This is a genomic window from Rhizobacter sp. P2_D12 (assembly GCF_056404395.1).
In genome coordinates this window covers 20,753-44,706 of record NZ_JBFUEB010000050.1, presented here as the reverse complement: position 1 = coordinate 44,706, position 23,954 = coordinate 20,753, and the positions used below count along the sequence as shown (strand labels likewise).

General features: G+C 70.3%; 21 protein-coding genes. 16 read left to right on the top strand and 5 right to left on the bottom strand.

What is annotated here, in order from left to right:
* The first annotated feature begins 320 nt into the window (after positions 1 to 320).
* The 10 genes from AC1DYN_RS17570 to AC1DYN_RS17525 all read left to right on the top strand — a co-directional run bounded on the left by AC1DYN_RS17570 (position 321) and on the right by AC1DYN_RS17525 (position 11,844).
* A complete protein-coding gene (locus tag AC1DYN_RS17570) occupies positions 321 to 2,420 on the top strand; it encodes a bifunctional rhamnulose-1-phosphate aldolase/short-chain dehydrogenase (RefSeq protein WP_477961810.1) in 2,100 nt (699 codons plus the stop codon).
* A gap of 22 nt (positions 2,421 to 2,442) precedes the next feature.
* Positions 2,443 to 3,735 carry an L-rhamnose catabolism isomerase gene (gene rhaI / locus AC1DYN_RS17565; protein WP_477961808.1) on the top strand — a complete coding sequence of 431 codons (1,293 nt, stop codon included), beginning with the start codon at positions 2,443 to 2,445 and terminating at the stop codon, positions 3,733 to 3,735.
* Positions 3,736 to 3,838: 103 nt separating this feature from the next.
* Positions 3,839 to 4,768 carry a rhamnose ABC transporter substrate-binding protein gene (gene rhaS / locus AC1DYN_RS17560; RefSeq protein ID WP_477961814.1) on the top strand — a complete coding sequence of 310 codons (930 nt, stop codon included), beginning with the start codon at positions 3,839 to 3,841 and terminating at the stop codon, positions 4,766 to 4,768.
* A complete protein-coding gene (locus AC1DYN_RS17555) occupies positions 4,768 to 6,303 on the top strand; it encodes a sugar ABC transporter ATP-binding protein (RefSeq protein ID WP_477961806.1) in 1,536 nt (511 codons plus the stop codon). The genes rhaS and AC1DYN_RS17555 overlap by 1 nt, the downstream gene beginning before the upstream one ends.
* Complete coding sequence (locus tag AC1DYN_RS17550) at positions 6,300 to 7,274, top strand: ABC transporter permease (RefSeq protein WP_477961804.1); 975 nt, start codon at positions 6,300 to 6,302, stop codon at positions 7,272 to 7,274. Before AC1DYN_RS17555 ends, AC1DYN_RS17550 begins: the two co-directional genes overlap by 4 nt.
* Positions 7,271 to 8,236 carry an ABC transporter permease gene (locus AC1DYN_RS17545; RefSeq protein ID WP_477961802.1) on the top strand — a complete coding sequence of 322 codons (966 nt, stop codon included), beginning with the start codon at positions 7,271 to 7,273 and terminating at the stop codon, positions 8,234 to 8,236. The genes AC1DYN_RS17550 and AC1DYN_RS17545 overlap by 4 nt, the downstream gene beginning before the upstream one ends.
* Positions 8,236 to 8,550: an L-rhamnose mutarotase gene (locus tag AC1DYN_RS17540; RefSeq protein ID WP_477961800.1), complete on the top strand. Its 315-nt coding sequence runs from the start codon at positions 8,236 to 8,238 to the stop codon at positions 8,548 to 8,550. Before AC1DYN_RS17545 ends, AC1DYN_RS17540 begins: the two co-directional genes overlap by 1 nt.
* Positions 8,547 to 9,845, top strand: coding sequence for an FGGY-family carbohydrate kinase (locus AC1DYN_RS17535; RefSeq protein ID WP_477961797.1), 1,299 nt, complete (start codon positions 8,547 to 8,549; stop codon positions 9,843 to 9,845). Before AC1DYN_RS17540 ends, AC1DYN_RS17535 begins: the two co-directional genes overlap by 4 nt.
* A gap of 14 nt (positions 9,846 to 9,859) precedes the next feature.
* Entirely contained in the window at positions 9,860 to 10,966 is a 1,107-nt protein-coding gene (locus AC1DYN_RS17530) for a GGDEF domain-containing protein (RefSeq protein ID WP_477961795.1), read from the top strand.
* Positions 10,967 to 10,974: 8 nt separating this feature from the next.
* The gene (locus AC1DYN_RS17525) at positions 10,975 to 11,844 is read left to right on the top strand and encodes an EamA family transporter (protein ID WP_477961812.1); all 870 of its coding nucleotides are present in this window, start codon (positions 10,975 to 10,977) and stop codon (positions 11,842 to 11,844) included.
* A 194-nt stretch (positions 11,845 to 12,038) separates the two neighbouring features.
* Here the strand turns inward: AC1DYN_RS17525 and AC1DYN_RS17520 are convergent, their stop codons facing one another.
* Positions 12,039 to 12,914, bottom strand: a complete 876-nt coding sequence (locus AC1DYN_RS17520; RefSeq protein ID WP_477961793.1) for an AraC family transcriptional regulator — start codon at positions 12,912 to 12,914, stop codon at positions 12,039 to 12,041.
* Positions 12,915 to 13,017: 103 nt separating this feature from the next.
* On the opposite strand from AC1DYN_RS17520, the gene AC1DYN_RS17515 reads away from it, so the two are divergent.
* Positions 13,018 to 13,926 carry a DMT family transporter gene (locus AC1DYN_RS17515; protein ID WP_477961791.1) on the top strand — a complete coding sequence of 303 codons (909 nt, stop codon included), beginning with the start codon at positions 13,018 to 13,020 and terminating at the stop codon, positions 13,924 to 13,926.
* Here the strand turns inward: AC1DYN_RS17515 and AC1DYN_RS17510 are convergent.
* The gene (locus AC1DYN_RS17510; RefSeq protein WP_477961789.1) at positions 13,907 to 14,377 is read right to left on the bottom strand and encodes a nuclear transport factor 2 family protein; all 471 of its coding nucleotides are present in this window, start codon (positions 14,375 to 14,377) and stop codon (positions 13,907 to 13,909) included. The genes AC1DYN_RS17515 and AC1DYN_RS17510 overlap by 20 nt on opposite strands.
* A 94-nt stretch (positions 14,378 to 14,471) precedes the next feature.
* On the opposite strand from AC1DYN_RS17510, the gene AC1DYN_RS17505 reads away from it, so the two are divergent.
* From AC1DYN_RS17505 to AC1DYN_RS17495, 3 genes are all read left to right on the top strand, one after another.
* Positions 14,472 to 15,035: a TetR/AcrR family transcriptional regulator gene (locus tag AC1DYN_RS17505; protein ID WP_477961787.1), complete on the top strand. Its 564-nt coding sequence runs from the start codon at positions 14,472 to 14,474 to the stop codon at positions 15,033 to 15,035.
* A 76-nt stretch (positions 15,036 to 15,111) separates the two neighbouring features.
* Positions 15,112 to 17,211, top strand: a complete 2,100-nt coding sequence (locus AC1DYN_RS17500; protein WP_477961785.1) for a RecQ family ATP-dependent DNA helicase — start codon at positions 15,112 to 15,114, stop codon at positions 17,209 to 17,211.
* 10 nt (positions 17,212 to 17,221) lie between these two features.
* A complete protein-coding gene (locus AC1DYN_RS17495; protein WP_477961784.1) occupies positions 17,222 to 18,139 on the top strand; it encodes a DNA-processing protein DprA in 918 nt (305 codons plus the stop codon).
* A 52-nt stretch (positions 18,140 to 18,191) separates the two neighbouring features.
* Here AC1DYN_RS17495 and AC1DYN_RS17490 read toward each other — a convergent pair whose 3' ends face one another.
* The 3 genes from AC1DYN_RS17490 to AC1DYN_RS17480 form a co-directional block, all read right to left on the bottom strand.
* Positions 18,192 to 18,674, bottom strand: a complete 483-nt coding sequence (locus AC1DYN_RS17490; protein ID WP_477961782.1) for a hypothetical protein — start codon at positions 18,672 to 18,674, stop codon at positions 18,192 to 18,194.
* A 25-nt stretch (positions 18,675 to 18,699) separates the two neighbouring features.
* A complete protein-coding gene (locus AC1DYN_RS17485; protein ID WP_477961780.1) occupies positions 18,700 to 19,473 on the bottom strand; it encodes an NIPSNAP family protein in 774 nt (257 codons plus the stop codon).
* Between the two features lie 86 nt (positions 19,474 to 19,559).
* Positions 19,560 to 20,669 (bottom strand): GGDEF domain-containing protein, encoded by a 1,110-nt coding sequence (locus tag AC1DYN_RS17480; RefSeq protein WP_477961777.1) that lies wholly within the window; start codon positions 20,667 to 20,669, stop codon positions 19,560 to 19,562.
* A gap of 215 nt (positions 20,670 to 20,884) precedes the next feature.
* Between AC1DYN_RS17480 and AC1DYN_RS17475 the strand changes: the two genes are divergently transcribed.
* The gene (locus tag AC1DYN_RS17475; protein ID WP_477961775.1) at positions 20,885 to 22,612 is read left to right on the top strand and encodes an ABC transporter permease; all 1,728 of its coding nucleotides are present in this window, start codon (positions 20,885 to 20,887) and stop codon (positions 22,610 to 22,612) included.
* A gap of 17 nt (positions 22,613 to 22,629) precedes the next feature.
* Complete coding sequence (locus AC1DYN_RS17470; protein WP_477961773.1) at positions 22,630 to 23,907, top strand: ABC transporter ATP-binding protein; 1,278 nt, start codon at positions 22,630 to 22,632, stop codon at positions 23,905 to 23,907.
* The last annotated feature ends 47 nt before the right edge of the window (positions 23,908 to 23,954 follow it).

Sequence of the window (23,954 nt, the reverse complement as noted above, 5' to 3'; positions counted from 1 at the left end):
GGCTTGCATCTATGGGCCGTCAGCATCCCCCGGTCTCACGACCGGGGTTGCTGCGGCTGCGTTCCTCATCGACGCTTGGGCGAACGAAATGGGGAATCACTACGGTGGTCTGTCCGCTGCTGACGGCAGATGGCCCGGATCGTCCCTCCATCCCGACACCCTCATCCGCTGCGTCTGGGGGTGCAGACGGAACATACAAGCCCGGATGCCAATCCGGGTCCCGGGTTGCCACCCGGGCCACGGGGAAGCATCAGTTCATCTTTGCCATCCGATAAGAAACCGTTGCTTGTCCTTATGAATGCCCCGCCCTAGATTTCGGCATGACCGAACCGACCCTCCCCTTCCCGACCTGGGATGCCGACCACGCCGCGCGCCTGGACGAGCCCGGCCGGCTGCTGTACCGCTCCAACCTGCTGGGCTCCGACCTGCGCATCACCAACTACGGCGGTGGCAACACCTCGGCCAAGCTGCTGCAGCGCGACCCGCTGACGCAGCGCGAGGTCGAGGTGCTGTGGGTCAAGGGCTCGGGCGGCGACCTCGGCTCGATGAAGCTCGACGGCTTCTCGACCCTCTACCTCGACAAGCTGCGCGCGCTGCAGGCGCTGTACCGCGGCCCCGCGCACGAGGACGAGATGGTCGGCTACCTGCCGCATTGCACCTTCAACCTGAACGCGCGTGCCGCCAGCATCGACACGCCGCTGCACGCCTACCTGCCGTTCCGGCACGTCGACCACATGCACCCCGACGCGGTGATCGCGATCGCCGCGATGGAGAACAGCCGCGCGCTGACCGACCGCATCTTCGGCGGCAGCGTCGGCTGGCTGCCGTGGCGCCGCCCGGGCTTCGAACTCGGGATGCAGCTGCAGCGCCACGTCGCCGACCACCCCGGCCTGCGCGGCCTGGTGCTGGCCGGCCACGGCCTGTTCACCTGGGGCGAGGACGCGCGCAGCTGCTACGAGAACACCGTCGGCGTGATCCGCGATGCGCAGGCCTGGCTGCAGGCCGAGCGCCAGGAGCGCCGTGTCGTCAGCTTCGGCGGCGCGGCGCGCGAGCCGCTTGCGCAGGCCGACCAGGACGCGCTGCTGGCGCGCCTGCTGCCGGTGCTGCGCGGTGCCGTCTCGCGCAGCGGCCACAAGCTGGCGCACGTCGACCGCTCGGCCGTCGTGCAGGAGTTCGCGGGCAGCCGCGACCTCGAGCGCCTGGCGGCGCTCGGCACCTCGTGCCCCGACCACTTCCTGCGCACCAAGATCCGCCCGCTGATCCTGCCGCAGGCCGTGTACGCCTTGCAGGGCAGCGAACTGGCCGCCGCGATCGAGGAGCGGCTGTCCGCCTATCGCGCCGACTACACGGCCTACTACGAGCGCTGCAAGCGCGAGGACAGCCCGGCGATCCGCGATGCCAACCCGGTGATCGTGCTGCTGCCCGGCGTCGGCATGGTCTCGCTCGCGAAGGACAAGGCCACCGCCCGCATCGCCGGCGAGTTCTACGTCAACGCGATCAACGTGATGCGCGAGGCCGATGCGCTGGACCGCTACGTCGGCCTGCCGGAACAGGAGGCCTTCGACATCGAGTACTGGCTGCTCGAAGAGGCCAAGCTGCAGCGCATGCCGAAGGCCAAGCCGCTGGTCGGCAAGGTGGCGCTGGTGACCGGCGGGGCCGGCGGCATCGGCCGCGCGATCGCCGAGCGGCTGCTGGCCGAGGGCGCCTGCACGGTGCTGCTCGACATCGACGCGCAGGCGCTGGCCGAGGTCGGTGCAGACCTGGCGAAGCGCTTCGGCCGCGACGCGGTGCGCACGCTGCGCTGCGACGTCACCGACGAGGCCGCGGTGCTGCGCGCCTATGCCGACGCGACGATCGCCTACGGCGGCGTCGACATCCTGGTCTCGAACGCCGGCATCGCATCGGCGGCGCCGATCGAGGACACCACGCTGGAACTGTGGATGCGCAACCAGTCCATCCTGTCCACCGGCTACTTCCTGATCGGCCGCGAGGCCTTCCGCGTCATGAAGGCGCAGGGCGTCGGCGGCGCGATCGTCTTCATCGCCAGCAAGAACGGCATGGTCGCGAGCAACCAGGCCTCGGCCTACTGCGCGGCCAAGGCGAGCGAGATCCAGCTGGCGCGCTGCTTCGCGCTCGAAGGCGCGCCGCTGGGCATCCGCGCCAACGTCGTGAACCCCGACGCGGTGATCCGCGGCAGCAAGATCTGGACGGGCAGGTGGAGCCAGGAGCGCGCCGCGGCGAACAAGATCCCCGAAGACGAGCTCGAGGCCTTCTACCGCGACCGCTCGATGCTCAAGCGCAGCGTGCTGCCCGAGGACATCGCCGAAGCCACCTGCTTCTTCGCTTCCGAGTTGTCGGCCAAGTCGACCGGCAACATCCTCAACGTGGATGCCGGCAACCTGGCCGCCTTCCCGCGCTGAGCCCTTGCAGGAGACAACCGCCATGGCCACCCCCTTGATCGCCCCCGGCCTGATCGAATCGCACAACGCGCCGCTCGCCAGGCGTGTGCGCGACGACTACGAAACCCTCGGCGAGCAGCTCGCGCGCCGCGACGTCGACATCGAGACCCTTCGCCGCCAGGTGGCCGAGTTCGCGGTGGCCGTGCCGTCGTGGGGCGTCGGCACCGGCGGCACGCGCTTCGCCCGCTTCCCCGGGCCGGGCGAGCCGCGCGACGTGTTCGACAAGATCGAGGACTGCAGCGTGATCCAGCAGCTGGCGCGCTGCACGCCGACCGTCTCGCCGCACTTCCCGTGGGACAAGTGCGGCGACTACACCGAGCTGCGCGAGCATGCCGCAATGCGCGGCCTGGCCTTCGATGCGGTCAACTCCAACACCTTCTCCGACCAGAAGGGCCAGCCGCTGAGCTACAAGTTCGGCAGCCTGACGCACAGCGATGCCGCGGTGCGCGCGCAGGCCGTCGCGCACAACCTGGAGGTGATCGAGATCGGCCGCCAGCTCGGCAGCCGCGCGATCACGGTGTGGATCGGCGACGGCGCCAACTTCCCCGGGCAGCAGCATTTCCGGCGCAGCTTCGAGCGCTACCTCGACAGCACGCGGCGCATCTATGCGGCGCTGCCGACAGGCTGGCACATGTACCTCGAGCACAAGATGTTCGAGCCGGCGTTCTACGCGACGGTGATCCAGGACTGGGGCTCCAGCCTGCTGGCCGCGCAGGCGCTGGGCGACCAGGCGCGCTGCCTGGTCGACCTGGGCCACCATGCGCCGAACGTCAACATCGAGATGATCGTCGCGCGGCTGGTGCATGCGCGCAAGCTGGCCGGCTTCCACTTCAACGACAGCAAGTACGGCGACGACGACCTGGACAGCGGCAGCATCAACCCGTTCCAGCTGTTCCTGGTGTTCAACGAGCTGGTCGATGCGGCGCAATCCGGCGTGCCCGATTTCGCGCCGGCCTACATGCTGGACCAGTCGCACAACGTCACCGATCCGATCGAGAGCCTGATGASCAGCGCCGCCAGCGTGCAGCGCTGCTACGCGCAGGCCTTGCTGGTCGACCGCAAGGCGCTGTCGGCCCACCAGGACGCCAACGACGTGCTGATGGCCGCGCAGACGCTGAAGCAGGCCTACCAGACCGACGTGACGCCGATCCTGCAGCGCGTGCGGCTGGAGGCGGGCGGCGCGGTCGAGCCGGTCGCGGCCTACCGCGCGAGCGGCTACCGGGCGCGTGTCGCCGAGACACGCCCCGCCGCCGGCCCGAGCAGCGGCATCGTTTGAGTTCCCCCGTCAGTCCATAAAACCACCAGGAGACAAACCCGTGAAGAAACCTCTGCAAGTGCTGTTGTCCGTCCTCGCCTGCGCGGCCTTCGCGCCCGGCGCGATGGCCGCCGACAAGATCGCGCTGGTCGTCAAGAGCCTGGGCAACGGCTTCTTCGATGCCGCCAACCAGGGCGCGCAGGAAGCGGCCAAGGAGCTGAAGGACGTCGAGATCATCTACACCGGCCCGGCCAAGGCGACGGCCGAAGGGCAGATCGAGATCATCAACTCGCTGATCGCGCAGAACGTCAAGGCGATCGTGATCTCGGCCAACGACCCCGATGCGCTGGTGCCGGCGCTGAAGAAGGCAATGGCGCGCGGCATCAAGGTGGTGTCGTTCGATTCCGGCGTGCGCAAGGACGGCCGTCTGATGCACCTGAACCCGTCGTCGAACGCGTTGATCGGCGAGAAACTCGTCAAGATGACGCAGGAGGCGATCGGCCCGAACGGCGAGATCGCGGTGCTGTCGGCCACCGCGCAGGCGACCAACCAGAACATCTGGATCGACGAGATGAAGAAGGTGCTGGCCAAGCCGCCCTATGCCGGGCTCAAGCTGGTCAGCGTGGTCTACGGCGACGACCAGACCGACAAGAGCTACCGCGAGGCGCAGGGCCTGTTCAAGAGCTACCCGAACCTGAAGGCCATCGTCGCGCCGACCACCGTCGGCGTCGCGGCGGCTGCCAAGGCGGTGCAGGACGAGAAGAAGGTCGGCGCGCTGTTCGTCACCGGGCTCGGGCTGCCGTCCGAGATGGCCGGCCACGTGAAGAGCGGAGCGGTCAAGTCGTTCGCGATCTGGAACCCGATCGACCTCGGCTACTCGGCCATCTACGCGGCGCACCAGTTCGTGCACGGCAAGGCCAAGGGCGCGGCGGGCGAGAAGGTGTCGCTGGGCCGCGTCGGCACGGTCACGCTGGATGCGAACAATGAAGCGGCGATGGCCGAGCCGTTCACCTACGATGCAGGCAACGTCGAGAAATTCGCGAAGTTCTTCTGATGACCCAGCCCCTGCTGCAGTTGCGCGGCATCCACAAGCGCTATGGGGCCACCCATGCGCTGCGTGGCGTGGACCTCGCGCTGCAGCGCGGCGAGGTGCTCGCGCTGGTCGGCGAGAACGGCGCCGGCAAGTCGACGCTGGTGAAGATCCTGACCGGCGTGGTGCAGCCGGACGAGGGCACGATCGAACTGGACGGCCAGCCGCGCTGCTTCGCGCACGCGCAGGCCTCGCAGGCGGCCGGCATCGTCGCGGTGCACCAGGAAACGGTGATGTTCGATGAGCTCTCGGTGGCCGAGAACATCTTCATCGGGCGGCACCTGCAGCGCGGACCCTTCATCGACTGGGCCGCGATGCACGCGCAGGCGGCGCAGGTGCTGGCCAGGATCGGTGCACGCTTTGCCCCGGGTGCGTTGGTCAAGGACCTGAGCCTGGCCGAGCGCCACCTGGTCGAGATCGCCCGCGCGCTGTCGCAGCAGGCCTCGGTCGTGATCCTCGACGAGCCGACCGCCGCGCTGTCGCAGCAGGAGATCCGCGACTTCTACGGCCTGGTGCACACGCTGCGCGACCAGGGCGTCGGCGTGATCTTCATCACCCACAAGTTCGACGAGATCTTCGCGGTGGCCGACCGCTACCTGGTGTTGCGCGACGGCGCCTCGGTGGGCGCGGGCGCCATCGCGCAGGCCGAGGAGCGCGAGCTGGTGAAGCTGATGGCCGGCCGAGCGATCGAGCAGATCTACCCCGCACCGGCCGCGCCGCCGGGCGAGGTGGTGCTGTCGGTGCGCGGGCTGTCGCACCCGAGCGAGTTCGACGACCTGTCGTTCGAGCTGCGGCGCGGCGAGATCCTCGGCTTCTACGGCCTGGTCGGCTCCGGTCGCAGCGAGGCGATGCTCGCGCTGATGGGGCTGAACCCGCAGGCGCGCGGCGAGTTCGAGGTGGGAGGCCAGCGCTTCCAGCCGCAGCGCGCCGGCGACGCGATCGCCGCCGGCATCGCCTACGTGCCCGAGGAACGCCAGCGCCAGGGCGGCATCCTGAGCTTCTCGGTGCAGCACAACATCAGCCTGGCCGGCCTGTCGCGTTTCGCGCGCGGGCCATGGCTGTCGGCGCTGCGCGAATCGGCGCTGTGCCGGCGCATGACCGAGCGGCTGCAGATCAAGACCGGTTCGCCGCACACGCCGATGGCCGGGCTGTCGGGCGGCAACCAGCAGAAGGTGGTGATCGCGAAGTGGCTGGGGCTGGACCCGCGCATCGTGATCCTCGACGAGCCGACCAAGGGCATCGACGTCGGCGCCAAGCAGGCCGTCTATCAATTGATCGGCGAGATGGTCGCGCAGGGGCTGGCGGTGATCCTGGTGTCGTCCGAGTTGCCGGAGGTGATGAACCTGGCGCACCGCGTGATCGTGATGCGCCGCGGCCGGCAGGTGGCGGCCTTCGAGCGCGGGCAGGTCGATGCGGAGGCGATCGTCGCGGCGGCCTCGGGCATCGCACCGGTGCCGCGCGCCATGCCGCTGGCCGAGCTGCGGGAGCTGGCGGCATGAAGGGCCTGCACCGCGAGATCGCGCTGCTCGCGATCATCGTTGCCATTGCGCTGGCAGTCGGGGTGCGCGCGCCGGTGTTCCTGACCTGGCACAACGCGCTCGACATCGCCAACGATTCGGCCATCCTGGCCATCCTGGTGATGGGCCAGATGCTGGTGCTGCTGACGCGCGGCGTCGACCTGTCGGCCGCGTCGAACCTGGCGCTGACCGGCATGCTGTGCGCGCTGGCCGGGCGCGCGATGCCGCAGTTGGGCGTGGTGCCGCTGCTGCTGCTGGCGGTGGCCATCGGCACGCTGCTGGGGTTGGTCAACGGCTGGCTGATCACGACCTTCGAACTGCCGCCGATCGTCGTGACGCTGGGCACGCTGTCGGCCTACCGCGGCGCGATCTTCGTCGCGAGCCAGGGCGCATGGATCTCGGACCACCAGATCCACCCCGCGATCAAGGGCCTGCCGCGCGAGCAGTGGCTGGGGCTGCCGGCGCTGGTGTGGATTGCCGCGGTGGTGGTGGTCGCGATGGCGGTCTTCCTGCGCTGGCGCCGCGAAGGGCGCGAGCTGTACGCGCTGGGCGGCAACCCGCACGCGGCGGCCTACGTCGGCATCCCGCTGCGGCGGCGGCTGTTGCTGGTGTACGCGGTGTCGGGCGCGCTGGCCGGGCTGGCGGGCTTGCTGTGGGTGGGCCGCTATGCGATTGCCTTCACCGAACTGGCCGCGGGCTACGAGCTGACGGTGATCGCAGCCTGTGTGATCGGCGGCGTCAGCATCGGCGGCGGCATCGGCAGCGTCGCCGGCGCGGTGCTCGGCGTGCTGTTCATCGGCGTGGTCAACGGGGCGCTGCCGGTGATCCAGGTGTCGCCGTTCTGGCAGCAGGCCATCGCCGGCGTCGTGATCCTGGTGTCGGTGGCGCTGAACGCCGGGGCGCAGCGCCGCAGCGGGCGGCAGATCCTGGAACGGCGCGAGGTGGCTGCATGACGAACGCGTTCGCGATGTGGGAGCGGCTGCTGCTGGCACTGCTGGTGCTGCTGCTGGCGGGCTTCGGCCTCGGCATCGACGGCTTCATGACGCCGTACGCACTGGCCGACAGCACCTTCAACTTCAGCGAGAAGGGCTTGCTGGCGCTGGCGATGGCGCTGCTGATCGTGGCCGGCGAGATCGACCTGTCGATCGCCGCGACGCTGTCGCTGTGCTCGCTGGCGATGGGTCTCGCGATGAAGGCCGGGGCCGGCCTGCCGCTGATGCTGCTGGCGGCGTTCGCGACCGGCGCGGCCTGCGGCGCGCTGAACGGCTGGCTGGTCACGGCCTGGCGGCTGCCGTCGATCGTCGTGACGATCGGCAGCCTGTCGCTGTACCGCGGCATCGCGCTGGTGGCGCTGGGCGACCAGGCCATCACCGGCTACCCGGAGGCGCTGTCGGTGCTGGGCAACGGCTACCTCGGCGACCTGGTCGGGCTGCCCTGGTTGATCGTGCCGATCGAGTTCGCGATCCTGCTGCTGATGGCGGTCGCGGTGGGCACGCTGCTGCACCGCACGGTGGTCGGGCGGCGGCTCTACGCGATCGGCGCCAACCCGGTGGCGTCGCGCTTCTCGGGCATCGAGGTCGATCGCCACCGCTTCGCGCTGTTCGTCTTCGCCGGGCTGATGGCGGCGCTGGCCGCGGTGCTGCTGACCGGCCGCATCGGCAGCACGCGGCCGAACATCGCGCTCGGCTGGGAGCTGGATGCCGTGACGATGGTGATCCTGGGCGGCGTCGCGATCGAGGGCGGCCGCGGCAGCATCGTCGGCGTGCTGCTGGCGACGCTGCTGTTGGGCCTGTTCACCTTTGCGCTCGGCATGGCCAACGTGTCGGGCATCGTGATGGCGATGATCGTCGGCGTGCTGCTGATCGCCTCGATGGTGCTGCCGCGCCTGTTGCGCGGACCGCGGGTGCTGCTGTGATGGAGCAACTGGCCTTCCGCATGCGGCTGCGGCCCGGCTGCGCCGCCGAGTACAAGCGGCGCCACGATGAACTGTGGCCCGAACTCGCCGCGCTGCTGCACGCGGCCGGCGTGCGCGACTACAGCATCTTCCTCGACGAGGAGAGCCTCGCGCTGTTCGCGGTGCTGCGGCGCACGCCGGAGCACCGGATGGACGAGCTGCCGTCGCAGCCGGTGATGCAGCGCTGGTGGCGGGCGATGGCCGACCTGATGGAGACCGAGCCGTCGCTCGCGCCGCAGGTGACGCCGCTGCAGCCGATGTTCCACCTGCCATGAAGCCGCGTGCGACGGTGGTGCTGGACGTCGGCAAGACGCATGTGAAGCTGCGGGCGCTGGATGGCGACGGGCACGAACTCGATGGCCGGGCGCGCGACAACCGGGGCGTCGACAGCGCGCAGGGCTACCTGGCGCTCGACACGGACGGCATCGAGGGCTGGCTCTGGGACAGCCTCGCGTCGATGGCGGGGCGGCTGCACATCGAACGCTTCATCGCGAGCACGCACGGAGCGGCGTTCGCCGCGATCGACAGCCACGGCCTGGTGCTCCCGGTGGTCGACTACGAGTTCGATGCCTATGCGGGGCAGCGTGCCGCGTATGCCGAAGCCGTGGGCGACCTGCACGAGACCTGGTCGCCGCACCTGCCGATGGGCTTGAACGCGGCGCGGCCGTGGTACTGGCTGTCGCGCGAGTTCGCGCGCGAGTTCGCGCAGGCCGACGTGCTGCTGCCCTACCCGCAGTACTGGGCCTGGCGCCTGGGCGGCGTGGCGGCCACCGAGCCGAGTTCGCTCGGCTGCCACACCCACCTGTGGGCGCCGGTGCGGCGCGGCTGGTCGCGCCTGGCGCGCTGCGAAGGCTGGGACCACCGCTTTGCGCCGATGCGCAATGCCTGGGACGAACTGGGGCCCGTCCGTCCTGAACTCGCACGGCGCCTGGGCCTGCCCGCGGATTGCATCGTTCATGCGGGCGTGCACGACAGCAACGCCTGCCTGGCGCGCCACCTGCGGCAGTCGCCGGCGATGACGCTGGTCACCTCGGGCACCTGGACCGTGGTGATGGCCTGCGGCGGACAGGTCGGTGCGCTGGACCTGTCGGCCGACATGCTGGCCAACGTGTCGGTCGCGCAGGACCTGGTGCCGACGGCGCGCTTCATGGGCGGGCGCGATCACGAAGCGCTGTGCGGTGGTGCCGCGCCGGGCGATGCGCAGTTGTCGCTGGTTGCCGGCCTGCTCGCGGACGGGATCGAGGTGCAGCCCGGCCCCGGCGGCGCACGCCCGCGCGTGTCGCGCCGCGGCGAAGCCATCGCGCCGCAGGCGCTGTCGCCGGCGCAGCGCGCCACGCTGGCCGCGCTGTACTGCGCGCAGATGACGGCCGAGCGGGTGATGGCATTGGCCGGCCCGTCGCCGGTCGTCATCGACGGCCCGCTGGCCCGCAACCCGGTCTATGTCGCGCTGCTCGCCGAGCGCCTGCCCGGGCATGCCTTCCGCGTCGCCGACGAAGCCGACGGCACGCTGCGCGGCGCCTGGGCGCTGACGCGCTGGAACACGGGCAGGCGGGAGGCGGCGGGAGGCTGATAACCTCTCGCCCCGTGCCGACCGTTCTCGTTCCCCTTGCCGACCGCCTGTTCGGCACCGAGCCCAAGCAGCGCTTGCGGCTCGTGCAATGCGGCGTCGCGATGCTGCTGGTGCTGGCCAGCGTGGCCAACATGCAGTACCTGGTGTGGGCCGGGCTGGCGCCGCTCTGGCCGGTGGCGGCATGGAGCGGGGTGCTGATCGGCGGTTTCGTGCTGTTCTTCGGCCTGATCCGCAGCGGGCTCAACCTGCAGCTGCCCGACCCGTCGCTGACGCAGCCGCAGATGGTGTTCGCGATCGTTTGCGGCGCGGCCGGCTATGCGCTGGCCGGGGCCGGTCGCGGCGGCGCCTTCCCGATCCTGATGGTGATCTTCATGTTCAGCATGTACGCGTTGCCGCCGGGCCAGGTGATGCGCACCGCGCTGTTCGCGGTGGTGCTGTTCGGCGCGACGATGGCCGGCATGGCCTGGCACGACCCGGCGGTCTACGAGCCGGCGGTGGAGTGGGGCCACTTCATCATGATCGCGGTGATGGTGCCGGCGATCGCGGTGCTGGCCGGCCAGTTGAGCCGGCTGCGCGAGCGCATGCGGCGGCAGAAGAAGGAGTTGTCGGCGGCGCTCGCGCGCATCCAGGACCTGGCCACGCGCGACGAGCTGACCGGGCTGATCAACCGCCGCCACATGGTCGAACTGATGGAGCAGGAGCGCCAGCGCGGCGTGCGCTCGGGCTACACCTTCTGCCTGGCGATGATCGACCTGGACGCCTTCCGCAAGATCAACGAGCAGCAAGGCCACGAGTTCGGCGACCGCCTGCTGCGACGCTTTGCGCGCGAGGCGCTGAACGTGATCCGCATCTCCGACCTGCTGGGGCGCTGGCAGGGCGAGCAGTTCCTGCTGCTGCTGTCGGACACGCGGGCGTCGCTGGCGCGGCTCGGGCTGGAGCGGCTGCGCGAGCGCATCCATGCGATGCAGATCGACGCGGACGGGCCGCCGATCCACGTCAGCTTCTCGGCCGGGGTGACCGAGCACCGGGCCGGCGAATCGGTGGCCGACACGATCTCGCGCGCGGACCAGGCGCTGCGGGCGGCGAAGGGGGCGGGGCGCAACCGGGTGGTGCTCGCGTGAGTGCACCCCTGCCGGCCCGGCACTTCCTTCTGGCGCTTGCCGTCGTTGCGGTCTGGGGCACCAACTTCGTCGTCATCAAGCTGGGGCTGGCGCATCTACCGCCGCTGTTGTTCGCGGCGCTGCGTTTCACGTTCGCGCTGCTGCCGGCGGTGTTCTTCCTGCCGCGGCCCGAGGTGTCGTGGCGCAACCTCGCGGCCTATGGCCTGCTGATCGGCGTCGGCCAGTTCGGCGTGCTGTACCTCGCGATGCGCGGGCACATCACGCCGGGGCTGGCCTCGCTGGTGGTGCAGACGCAAGTCTTCTTCACGATCGGCCTCGCGATGCGCGGCAGCGGCGAGGTGGTGCGCGGCTTCCAGTGGGTCGCCTTGCTGCTGGCGGCCGCGGGCATCGTCGTGATCGGTGCGCACACCGGTGGCGACACCACGGTGGCGGGCGTGCTGATGGTGCTGTTCGCGGCGCTGTCGTGGGCCGGCGGCAACATCGTCAGCCGCCGCGCCGGCCGCGTGAACATGCTGGCCTACGTGGTGTGGACCAGCGCGTTCGCGGTGCCGCCGCTGTTCCTGCTGTCCTGGCTGTTCGAAGGCAGCGCCGCGATCGAGGCCGGCCTGCGCCAGGCCGACTGGGTGGCCTGGGGCTCGGTGCTGTGGCAGTCGGTGGGCAACACGCTGTTCGGCTACGCGGCCTGGGGCTGGCTGCTCGCGCGCCACCCGGCCGCGACCATCACGCCGATGGCGCTGCTGGTGCCGGTGTTCGGCATGGCGGCGTCATCGTGGTGGCTGGGCGAGGCGCTGCCGGCGTGGAAGCTGATCGCCGCGGCGCTGGTGATGGCGGGGTTGGCGGTGAACCTGCTGTGGCCGCGGCTTCGCTTCAACTGGTGATCGGGAACCCTCGAGAAGGCTGCGCGTCGCAGTGGCAGGGACGATTGGACAGTTCGGCGCAGCACGCAAGGAAATCGAAAGTCTGCCGGCGTTCATGAAAGAGTCGCTCAGGCACGCAACCTTGACCTTGCCGCCTACCAAGGCCGAACCCCCACCGAAGCCGCGTCCCTCACGCAAGAAGGCCTGACAACGCGTCAGCGCCACGCCTGCCGATACTTGGCCGGCGTGAACCCGGTGCGCGCCCGGAACCTGTTGACCAGGTGACTGGCATTCGCCAACCCGCACTGCCGCGCCACCTCGTCGAGCGGCGCATCCGACTGCCGCAGCAGCCGCTTCGCGCGCTCCAGCCGCAGCCACAGCACCCAGGCATGCGGCGCGATGCCGAACGACGTGCGGAACATGCGCGCGAAGTGATGCTCCGACAAGGCCGCCTGCGCCGCCATCTCGCCGATCGTCAGCGGCTGGTCGAGCCGGGCCTCGGTCCAGTCGACGAGTCGCCTGCGCACCGCCGCCGACAGCCCGCCGCGCGGCGGCAGGCGGTGCCCGCGCTGTGCGTGCCCCAGCAGCAGTTCGGCCATCGCCGCATGCCCCAGCGCATTCGCCTGCAGCCGCGCCTGCGGGTCCTGCCAGTCCAGGCCGGCCAACGCCTGCAGCGGGGCCGCCACCCGGGCGACGTCGACGAAGGTGAGGTCGGGCACCTGCACCTCGCGCGGTTCGCGGTCGAGCAGCCGCACCGCCAGCGGCGCCAGCTGCTCCTCGTCGAAGTACAGGTGCACGAACGACTGCTCGCCGCCCACCACCCAGCGCGATTCGTGCCCCGCCGGCATCACGCACAGCCGCCCGGGCTCGCCGCGACGGTCGGGCGCCTCGTGCCGCCAGGTGCCTTGCCCGCCGCTCAGGTACAGCGACAGCGTGTGGTGCGACGGCCGGTTGTAGGTGGTCGCGTCCTCGGCGTTGCGCCACACCGCCGCCGCCAGCCCGTCGCCCAGCGACACGCTGCGCAGCAGCCGGGCGCGCGAGTGCGTCAGCACGTCGAACACCTCGTGGCGGGTCAGGTCGGCAGCAGCCATGGCGCTGCCACTGTAGCCGCGCCCGCGTGCGAGCGCACGGGCGCGGCGATCAAACCGCAGTTTTGTGCAACTTTGGCGGCGCGGCGCCCCCGACACTGCCGCCATGAACCTGTTCCTCTATGGCCTCACGGTGCTGATCTGGGGCACCACCTGGATCGCGCTGAAGCTGCAGCTGGGCATCGTGCCGATTCCCTGGTCCATCGCGTACCGCTTCGCGTTGGCCGCCGCGGTGCTGTTCGCCTGGCTGCTCGTCACCGGCCGGCTCAAGCGGCCCGATGCCCGGGCGATGAAGCTGATCGCCGCCCAGGGCGTGTGCCTGTTCTGCGTCAACTTCATCTGCTTCCTGCACGCGAGCCGCTACATCCCGAGCGGGCTGGTGGCGGTGCTGTTCTCGACCGCGACGGTGTGGAACGCGTTCAACGCCCGTGTCTTCCTCGGCCGGCCGCTCGCGCCGCGCGTGCTGGCCGGCAGCGCGCTCGGCATGCTCGGCCTGGCGGCATTGTTCTGGCCGGAGCTGACGCGCCACGACGCTTCGCCCGACACGCTGCTCGGCCTGGCGCTGGGCCTGGCCGGCACGCTGTGCTTCTCGGCCGGCAACATGCTCTCGACGCGCCTGCAGGCGCTGGGCCACACGCCGATCGTCACCAACGCCTGGGGCATGCTGATCGGCGCCGGCGTGCTGACCGTCGGCTGCCTGCTCGGCGGCGTCGGCTGGGCCTTCGACCCGTCGCCCACCTACGTCGGCGCGCTGCTGTACCTGGCAATCCCCGGCTCGGTGATCGGCTTCACCGCCTACCTGACGCTGGTCGGCCGGCTCGGCCCGGAGCGCGCGGCCTACAGCACCGTGCTGTTCCCGGTGGTGGCGCTGAACGTGTCGGCCTGGGTCGAGGGCTACCAGTGGACCGCGCCGGCCTTGTTCGGCCTGGCGCTGGTGATGGCCGGCAACGTGATCGTGTTCCGCAAGCCGAAGGCGGCCGCAGCCGCCCCCGCGGTCACAGCCCCAGCGCGCTGAGCCCGGCGTGGTCGTCGGGGCGGCGCCCCAGCGGCCAGTGGAACAGGCGCTGCTCGGGCTTGATCGGCAGGTCGTTGATGCTGGCGTAGCGGCGCTCCATCAGCCCCTGGGCGTTGAATTCCCAGTTCTCGTTGCCGTAGCTGCGGAACCACTGGCCCGAATCGTCGTGGAACTCGTAGGCGAAGCGCACGCCGATGCGCGCGCCGCCGAAGGCCCACAGCTCCTTGATCAGCCGGTAGTCGAGCTCGCGCGCCCACTTGCGCTGCAGGAACTGGCGCACCGCCTCGCGGCCGACCGGGAACTCGGCGCGGTTGCGCCAGCGCGTGTCCTCGGTGTAGACGGCGGCAACGCGGTCGGGGTCGCGGCTGTTCCAGGCGTCTTCGGCCAGGCGAACCTTCTGGATGGCGGATTCTTCGGTGAACGGGGGCAGCGGCGGGCGCGGTGTGTCCATGGGGTGTCCTCGGGTTGGGGGTTGACCATGTAGACAGGTCTGTCTACATGGTCGGATATTGAAGCAGACAGAGCTGTCTGTCAAACTCCCGCACATGACCCCTGACCTTGCCGTGCTCGAACCCCGCGAGCGCATCCTCGAGACCGCGATGCGCCTGTTCTACGCCGAGGGCATCCGCGCGGTCGGCATCGACCGGCTGATCGCCGAATCGCGGGTGGCGAAGGCCTCGTTCTACCGCCACTTTCCGTCGAAGGAGCACCTCGCGCTGGCCTTCCTGCACCACCGGCACGAGCGCTGGATGGCCTGGTTCGCACGCAGGCTGGAGGCGCGCTGTGCCGAGCACGGCGTCGCGATGGAGCGCGCGGCCGAGGTGCTGCGCGAATGGTTCGAGGAGCCGGATTTCCGCGGCTGCGCCTTCATCAACACGCTGGCCGAGGGCTCGGCCCAGGGCGAGGCGATCAGCGTCGTGCAAAGCCACAAGGACGAGCTGCAGGATTGCCTGCAGGCGCTGGCGCGGCGCTGCGGCCACCCGCGGCCGGTGCAGGCCGCCGAGGAGGCGCTGCTGATCGTCGAGGGCGCGATCGTGCGGGCGCACATGACGGGCGATGCCGGCGCGGCCGACGTGGCGGGCCGGCTGCTGCAACGGGTCCACGGCTGAGCCCGTCGCGGGCCGTTTTCCATCGTTAGACTGCTGGCGAGTCCGAGTCCCCGGACATCTGCAGGGAGCAGGACCCATGGTTGCCAGAGCCGATGCACTTGATTGCCTGCGAGTGGCCATGGGCCACGCGGCGTCGGACTTCCGCGAGGGTCAATGGGAGGCCATAGCCCACATCGTGAACCACCGCGGCAAGGTGCTTTGCGTGCAGCGAACGGGCTGGGGCAAGAGCATGGTGTATTTCGTCGCGGCGAAGCTGATGCGCGCCCAGGGTGGCGGCGTCACGCTGATCATCTCGCCGCTGCTGGCGCTGATGCGCAACCAGATCGAGGCGGCGCAACGCCTCGGATTGCAGGCCCTGAGCGTCAACTCGACCAACCGCGACGAGTGGGACACGGTGCGCGAYGAGCTGCTGGCCGGCCGCGTCGACCTGCTGCTGATCTCGCCCGAACGCCTGGCCAACGACGAGTTCGTGACCGGCACGCTGCAGCCGATTGCCGCACGCATCGGCCTGCTGGTCATCGATGAAGCGCATTGCATCTCGGACTGGGGCCACGATTTCCGGCCCGACTACCGGCGCATCGGCCAGGTGCTGGCCCGCCTGCCGGGCAACATCGCGGTGCTGGCCACCACGGCCACGGCGAACCGGCGCGTCGAGCAGGACGTGGCCGCCCAGCTCGGTGCGTCGGTGGTCGTGCAGCGTGGGCCGCTGTTGCGCGAGAGCCTGGCGCTGCAGAACATGCGGCTGCCCGGTGCGGCCGAACGCCTGGCCTGGCTGGCCGGCTGCATTCCCCGTCTGCCCGGCAGCGGCATCGTCTATGCCCTGACCACGCGCGACGCCGACCGGGTGGCCGAATGGCTGCGCCTGCAGGGCATCGAGGCCCGCGCCTACCACGCGGGCAAGCCCGATGACGAGCGGCAGGCCCTGGAGCAGTCGCTGCTCGTCAACGAGATCAAGTGCCTGGTCGCCACCACCGCGCTGGGCATGGGCTACGACAAGCCGGACCTGCATTTCGTCATCCACTACCAGACGCCGGGCAACGTGGTGGGCTACTACCAGCAGGTCGGGCGGGCGGGCCGTGCGATTCCCGCGGCCTGCGGCGTGTTGTTGTCCGGCGAAGAAGAGGACGACATCAACGCGTACTTTCGCGACGCCGCGTTTCCGCCCGAATGGCAGGTGGATCGGATCCTGGGTGCGCTGGAGACGGCCGACGCGGGCATGGGCGTTCGAACCCTCGAGCGGGCCGTCAACCTGCGGCAGTCGCAGATCGAGAAGGTGCTGAAGCTGCTGGTGGTCGAGCCGGACTCGCCGGTGCTGCGGATCGACGGCCAGTGGTACCGCACGGCCCATCCGTTCAGCATCGACAGGCAGCGCATCGCGCACCTCACGCGGCAACGCGAGGAAGAATGGGCGCAGATGAAGCGCTATCTCGCGAACGAACGCTGCCTGATGCAGTTCCTGGCGGAGGCGCTCGACGACGAGGCGGCGGGGCCGTGCGGCAAGTGCGCGGTGTGCCTCGGGCGCCCGGCGCTTCCGGTCGAGATCGACCGCGACCTGCTGATCCAGGCACAGCGCTTCGTGCGGCACAGCGAGATGCCGCTGGAGCTCAAGAAGCAATGGGACATCGAGGCGCTCGTGCACTACCGGGCCGAGCACGGCTGGAGCAAGGCGACCATTGCGCCGTCGTTGCGGGGCGAGGAAGGCCGGGTGCTGTCCCGCTGGGGCGAGCCGGTCTGGGGCCAGTTGGTGTCGCAGGGCAAGGCGCACGGCCGTTTCGACGATGAACTCGTCCAGGCCGCGCTGGACTTGATCCGGCATCGCTGGCCTGCGGCTGCTGCGATCACCTGGGTGACCTGCATCCCGTCGATGCGGTACCCGGCGCTGGTGCCGGATTTTGCGAGACGCCTGGCCGATGCGCTGGGCGTGCCGTTCCGGCCGATCATCCTGAAGTTGCGCGAGACCGAACTGCAAAGGAACATGGAGAACCGCTTTCACCAGTGCCACAACCTCGATGGCGCGTATGCCGTCGACCCACTGGACGGCATGGACGAGCCGGTGCTGCTGGTCGACGATGTCGTCGATTCGGCCTGGACCTTGACGCTCGCGACCGCCTTGCTGCGGCAGGCAGGAACGTCCGCCGTCTACCCGTTGGCGCTGGCCGCCACCTCGGCGAAGTGAAGCGGCCACGATGAGCATGCAAGGCTTGAGTGCAGATGCCGAAGCGGTCCTGCTGCTGTGCGGCAGGTTCGGCGGCGAACGGCAGGAGGCTTTCCAGCCCTTGTCCAACCAGGACTACGCAGAGCTCGCCAAGTGGCTGAATCTGCGCGGGATGCGCCCGGCCGACCTGATGTCTGCTGCGGGGCGAGAGCAACTGGCGAGCCAGCGCATCGAGTTCCTGTTGCAACGCGGCACGGCCATGGCCTTGGCCCTGGAGCGATGGAACCGGGCCGGCCTGTGGGTCCTCTCGCGGGGCGATGCCGAGTACCCGAAGGCATTGAAGCGCCGCTTGAAGCACGCCGCGCCTGCCTTGCTCTACGGCGCGGGCGACCAGGCGCTGCTGGACCGGGGTGGCCTGGCCATCGTCGGTTCGCGCGATGCCGGCGATGCTGCGCTGGCCTTCACGCGCCAGACGGCGGCCGAGTGCGCCAGGGAAGGGATGGCCGTGGTGTCGGGTGGCGCGCGCGGCGTGGACACGGCCGCGATGCAAGGCGCCGTCGAGGCAGGCGGCCAGGCGGTCGGCGTGCTGGCGAATGACCTGTTGAAGGCGAGCGTCAGCGGAATGAATCGAGCCGGCCTGCAGGCAGGGCGCCTGCTGCTGGTGTCGCCGTTCCATCCGGAGGCAGGCTTTCTTGCCGGCAACGCGATGGGGCGCAACAAGTACATCTACGCGCTGGCGGACCGGGCGCTGGTGATCGACTCTGCGCTGGGCAGTGGCGGCACCTGGTCGGGTGCCCTGGAAGCCTTGAACGAGAACTGGGCGCCGCTCTACGTCAGGACGCCGGGAGACGGCCCCGGCAATGCGGCGTTGGTCGGCAAGGGCGGCATTGCCTTCGACTTCGTGCCCGGCCGCGGCGAGGCGTTGGGCGAGTATTTCTCGAGAGGCTGAAGGGTGCGGTCTTCGCTGCTGGGGTGATGCCCCGGGGCCTCGCGGCCACGTCTCAGGTGGCCTGCCGCGTCATCTGCATCGTCCAGTTCGTCAGCCACTCGACGCCATCGTGCGAGAACGCCTGCTCCCAGCGCGCCGCATCCGGCCCCTGGCGCAACCAGACGAAGCGCGCGAACACCTTGCGCCCGCCGTCCTCGTCCTCGCCGTAGAACTCGCCGCGGTCGCCGCTGAAGCCACCGTGCACCGGCGGAAACAGCGTGCCGCTGCGGCTGCTGATCCAGTAGATCGACCACTGCCGCTTCGCCAGGTCGAACAGCCGCATCGTCAGGCCCGACCATTCCTGCGTCGTGAAGTCGATCTGGTCGACGTTGGCGATGCCGCCCAGCCGCGGCTCGCAGCTCATCTCGGCGGGGAACTCCTGCCAGTCGGTGCTGCCCGGCACGCGCGTCGCGAGCCGCCGGTTCTCCACGTGCCAGCGTCCGTGCAGGAAATCGAAGTCGTCGCGTTGGCCGGTGCGTTCGAGGGTGTAGCTCATCGGTCTCTCCCTGGTTGAAACGAAGTCAGCGCCATGCCGAAGCGGCGGTGGGTTGCAGCCGGAACATCTGCGGCGGCGAGCGCAGCTGCGACAGCCAGCGCGGCCACACCGCATCGCGCCAGATCGGCGACGCGAACAGCCGTTCGGCGCAGGCCTGCTGGTGCGCCGGGTCGTCGAAGCGGCAGATCCACACGAAGGCCTCGGTGTCGGTGCGCACCGGCAGCGCCGGGAAGTCGTTGGCCGCGTGCTCGGTCATCAGCACCGCCTGCACCTCCATGCCGGCGGCCACCAGGCAGGGGCGCACTTCGTGCTCGAAGCGGTGCACCAGCAGCGGTGTCGCCGGCGTGTCCAGGCTGCACACCATGGCCAGCAGCATGCCGGGCCGCGTTGCGTGCGTGGCGGCGGTCTGCACGTTGCGCAGCAGCAGCACGTCGGACGAATCCTGCATCGTCGCGTTGGCCGCCTCGCGGTGCCGGCGCCACACCGGGCCGCCGTAGAACGCGTTCAGCGACGCGCAGCGCTCGGCCATGCTGCGGAAACCACGCAGCCAGACGAAGGCGTCGGGCTCGTCGAGGTCGCGGAACTGGCCCAGCACGCGCATGCCGCAGTCTTCCTGCGTGTGCACGAACTCGCGGTCGAACAGCTCGATCAGCGTGTCGCGCCGGCCGGGGTGCAGCGTGTAGCGCCGCAGCTCGACGATGGCGCACGGGGACGGAACGGTGTCAGCAGTGGCGGTGGCGGCGACAGTGGCGGAGGGCGTGGCAAAACGAGCCGGCCGCTCCAGGGTCATCTCGGTCATCGGGGCATCTCCTCTTCTTCGGGAAGGAGATGCTGCGCCGGGGATGCTGACATCCTCTGTCAGCAGTCTTCGTCAGCAGGGTGGGCTCAGCCTGTCACCGTTCCGTCACGCCCCTGCAGCTTGGCGCGGTACATGGCCTTGTCCGCCCGCTCGATCGCCGCCTGCAGCGCCTCGGCGTCGGCGCAGGTGCTCAGGCCGGCCGAGAACGTCAGCTTCAGCCCCGGCACCACCTCGTCGAACGGCGCCTGCGCCAGCCCGGCGCGCAGCCGCTCGATGCACTGCAGCGCCTGCGCCTGCGGCGTCGACGGCAGCATCAGCAGGAACTCCTCGCCGCCCCAGCGGCCCAGCACGTCGGTGTCGCGCAGCGCCGCCTGCGCGGCGGCGGCAAAGATCTTCAGCACCTCGTCGCCGGCCGCATGGCCGTGGGTGTCGTTGATCGGCTTGAAGTGGTCCAGGTCCATCAGCACCAGGCTCAGCGGCTGGCCATGGTGCTTCTGGCGCACGCGTTCGGCATCCAGCAGCTCGGTCAGGTGGCGGCGGTTCACCAGCCCCGTCAGGTCGTCGCGCGTCGCCAGGTGGTGGATCTTGGCCAGCGCCGCCTGCAGCTCGGCCTGGCGCAGCCGCAGCTTGGCGCGCAGCCGGCCCATGCTGACGGCCAGCGCCGACATGGCCGACATCAGGATCAGGCAGAACATGAACTGGATCGCCTCGACCTGCGGCGGGAACTGCGCCGGGTCGGTGCGCGATTTCCACAGCATCACGCCGCCCAGCAGCACCAGCGCCTGCACGCCCAGCAGCCGCGCCTGGCGCGGCGACATCACGAACATGCCCCACACCAGGTTCAGCAGCATGATGGCCATCACCGCGCCGCGCAGCTGCGGGTTGATCGCATAGCCCCAGGCGGTGATCGCGACGCCGAACACCGATTGCGACATCGTCAGCGACGGGTCGGGCGACAACTGCTCGCTGAGCCCGCTGCGCACCAGCGCATAGAACACCGTGATGCCGATGAGGCTGGTGACACACAGCCAGACGGCCGGCCGTGCCTGCATCATCCCCAGCCGCACTTCGATGGCGCACACCACGGCGAACAGCGCATACACCGCCAGCGCCAGCAGCGTCAGCTTCGCGTGGCCGCGCCGGCGCCCGGACGGGCCCCACAACAGGTCGCGGACGGGGGCGACGACGGCGCTCACGGCGGGCTACTGCAAGACATCGGCGGGATTGTAGGAACGCGGCACGCCCGGCGTCACCCGGCGCACCCCCGGAGGCCGGGGGGCGCGAATCGGGGGTCGGCGTGACACACGACGCAACATCCGGGCCATGGCTTGGTCATCGCCCGGTCGGGCGCCGCGCCGCGGACCGGGGACAATCGCGCGGCGCCCGAGCCCCCTTCTTTCCCCACCGCCCGATGATCGACAAACGCTTCTTCCCCCGCCAGGTGGTCGAGTCCGGCGGCAACCGCTGGGACTGGGCCTTGCTGCCGCTGGTGCTCGCGGTGCTGGTGCTGCTGGCCTGGGGCGGCTCGCAGATGGCGCGGCCCTACGAGCTGGGCGAGGTGCTGCCGCTGACGCTCGATCCGACCGCGCTGCCCTACTACCTGCTGCGCACCACGCTGCGCATGTTCCTCGCGCTCGGCGCGTCGCTGGTCTTCGCCTGCGTGTTCGCGGCGCTGGCCGCCAAGTACCGCGCCGCCGAACGCGTGCTGGTGCCGCTGCTCGACATCCTGCAGTCCATCCCCATCCTCGGCTTCCTGTCGATCACCGTCACCGGCTTCATCGCGCTGTTCCCCGGCAACCTGTTCGGCGTCGAGTGCGCGGCGATCTTCGCAATCTTCACGTCGCAGGCCTGGAATATGGCCTTCAGCCTCTACCAGTCGCTGCGCACCGTGCCGCCCGAGCTGCAGGAGGCGGCACGCGTGTTCCAGCTGTCGGGCTGGCAGCGCTTCTGGCGCCTGGAGCTGCCGTTCGCGATGCCCTCGCTGCTGTGGAACATGATGATGTCGATGTCCGGCGGCTGGTTCTTCGTCGTCGCGTCGGAGGCCATCGCGGTGTCGCAGCAGAGCATCAAGCTGCCCGGCGTCGGCTCGTACATCGCGCTGGCGATCGAGGCGCGCGACCTGCACGCCATCGGCTGGGCCATCGGCGGCATGCTGGTCGGCATCGTGCTGTACGACCAGCTGTTCTTCCGGCCGCTGCTCGCCTGGGCCGACAAGTTCCGCTTCGAAGAGGGCAGCAGCGAGACGGCGCCGTCGTCGTGGCTGCTGACCTGGCTGCGCCGCACCGAGCGGCTGCAGCCGTTCGCGCTGCGCGTCATCGGCCTGTTCGAGCGCTCGCTGACGCTGTTCCGCCGCCGCCACGACGGCACCTCGATCCGCGCGCGGGCGCGGCCGCCCAGCGCGACGCTGGCACGCGCCTGGGACGCGGTGCTCGCGGCCGCGGTGCTGTTCGCGCTGTGGCGCCTGCTGAGCTTCATCCACAGCGAGGTCGGCTGGGCCGAGGCCGGCCACGTGCTGGTGCTGGGGTTCTACACGCTGGTGCGCGTGCTGGTGCTGACGGCGCTGGCCGCGCTGGTGTGGGTGCCGGTGGGCATCTGGATCGGCATGAACCCGCGCTGGGCCGGGCGGCTGCAGGGCGTGGCGCAGTTCCTCGCGGCCTTCCCGGCCAACCTGATGTTCCCGGTGGCGGTGCTGTTCATCGTGCGCTGGAAGCTGAACCCCGACATCTGGCTGTCGCCGCTGATGGTGCTGGGCACGCAGTGGTACCTGCTGTTCAACGTGATCGCCGGAGCGTCGACCGTGCCGACCGAGCTGCGTTACGCGGCGCAGAACCTGGGCCTGAAGGGCTGGCTGCTGTGGCGGCGCTACCTGCTGCCGGCGGTGTTCCCGAGCTTCGTCACCGGGGCCATCACCGCCAGCGGCGGCTCGTGGAACGCGAGCATCGTCGCCGAGTACGTGACCTGGGGCGACACCACGCTGCAGGCCAAGGGCCTGGGCAGCTACATCGCGCACATGACGGCCGTCGGCGACTTCCCGCGCATCGCGCTGGGCATCGGCGTGATGTGCGTGTTCGTGATGGCGATGAACCACCTGGTCTGGCGGCGGCTGTACCGGCTGGCCGAAGACCGCATGCATTTCTGAGATTCCTGGGGGCGGGCATGAAGACACTCATCGAACTGAAAGGCGTCGGCAAGTCGTTCCGCTCGGCCGACGGCAGCGCTCGCTCGGTGCTGGAAGGCGTGGACTTCCGGCTGGCCGAGGGCGAGATCGTCTCGCTGCTCGGGCAGTCGGGCTCGGGCAAGTCGACGCTGCTGCGCATCCTGGCCGGGCTGATCGGCGTCGACGCCGGCGAGGTGCGCTACCGCGAGCAGCCGCTGCACGGCCCGGCGCGCGGCATCGCGATGGTGTTCCAGTCGTTCGCGCTGTTCCCGTGGCTCACGGTGCAGCAGAACGTCGAGCTCGGGCTCGAGGCGCGCGGCATGGCGCCCGAGCAGCGCGCCGCGCGCGCGCTGGCCGCGATCCAGCTGATCGGGCTGGCCGGCTTCGAGGGCGCGCTGCCGCGCGAGCTGTCGGGCGGCATGCGCCAGCGCGTGGGCATCGCGCGCGCGCTGGTGGTGGAACCCGAGATCCTGCTGATGGACGAGGCCTTCTCGGCCCTCGACGTGCTGACCGGCGAGCGCCTGCGCGACGAGATCCTGTCGCTGTGGACCTCGCGCCGCATGCCGACCAAGGCGATGCTGGTGGTGTCGCACAACATCGAGGAGGCGGTGCTGATGGCCGATCGCGTGCTGGTGTTCGCGAGCGACCCGGGGCGGGTGCGCTGCCAGCTGTCCGTGCAACTGCCGCGTCCGCGCGACCCCGACAGCCCCGAGGTGCGCGAGCTGGTCGACGAGGTGTATGCGCTGATGACGGCCGGTGCCGCGCGCCGCCCGGCCGGCGAGCCGGTGGGGCTGCCGCTGGCGCACCGGCTGCCGCAGGCCGACGTGAGCCGCATGGACGGCTTGCTCGAGCTGCTGGCCGACGATTTGTTCGCCGGCCATGCCGACCTGCCGAAGCTGGCCGGCGAGACCGAGCTGACCGACGACGAGCTGCTGCCGCTGACGCAGGGGTTGTCGCTGCTCGGCTTCGCGCAGCTGGCCGATGGCGACCTGCACCTGACGCCGCTCGGGCGGCGCTACGTGGAGGGCGACCACACGCTGCGCCAGGAGCTGTTCGGCCAGCAACTGCTGACGAACGTGCCGCTCGCGGCGCACATCCGCCACAGCCTGGAGCAGGAGTCGTCAGGCGAGCTGCCGCAGGAGCCGTTCCTGCGCTTGCTCAGCGACAGCCTGGATGCGGCCGAGGCCGAACGCGTGCTGCGCACCGCGATCGAGTGGGGGCGCCACGGGGAGGTGTTCGAGTACGACTACCGCACGGGGGTGATCCGCCTCCCGTAGCCCGGATGCCAATCCGGGTTTGTGACGGACGATCCCCGGATTGGCAT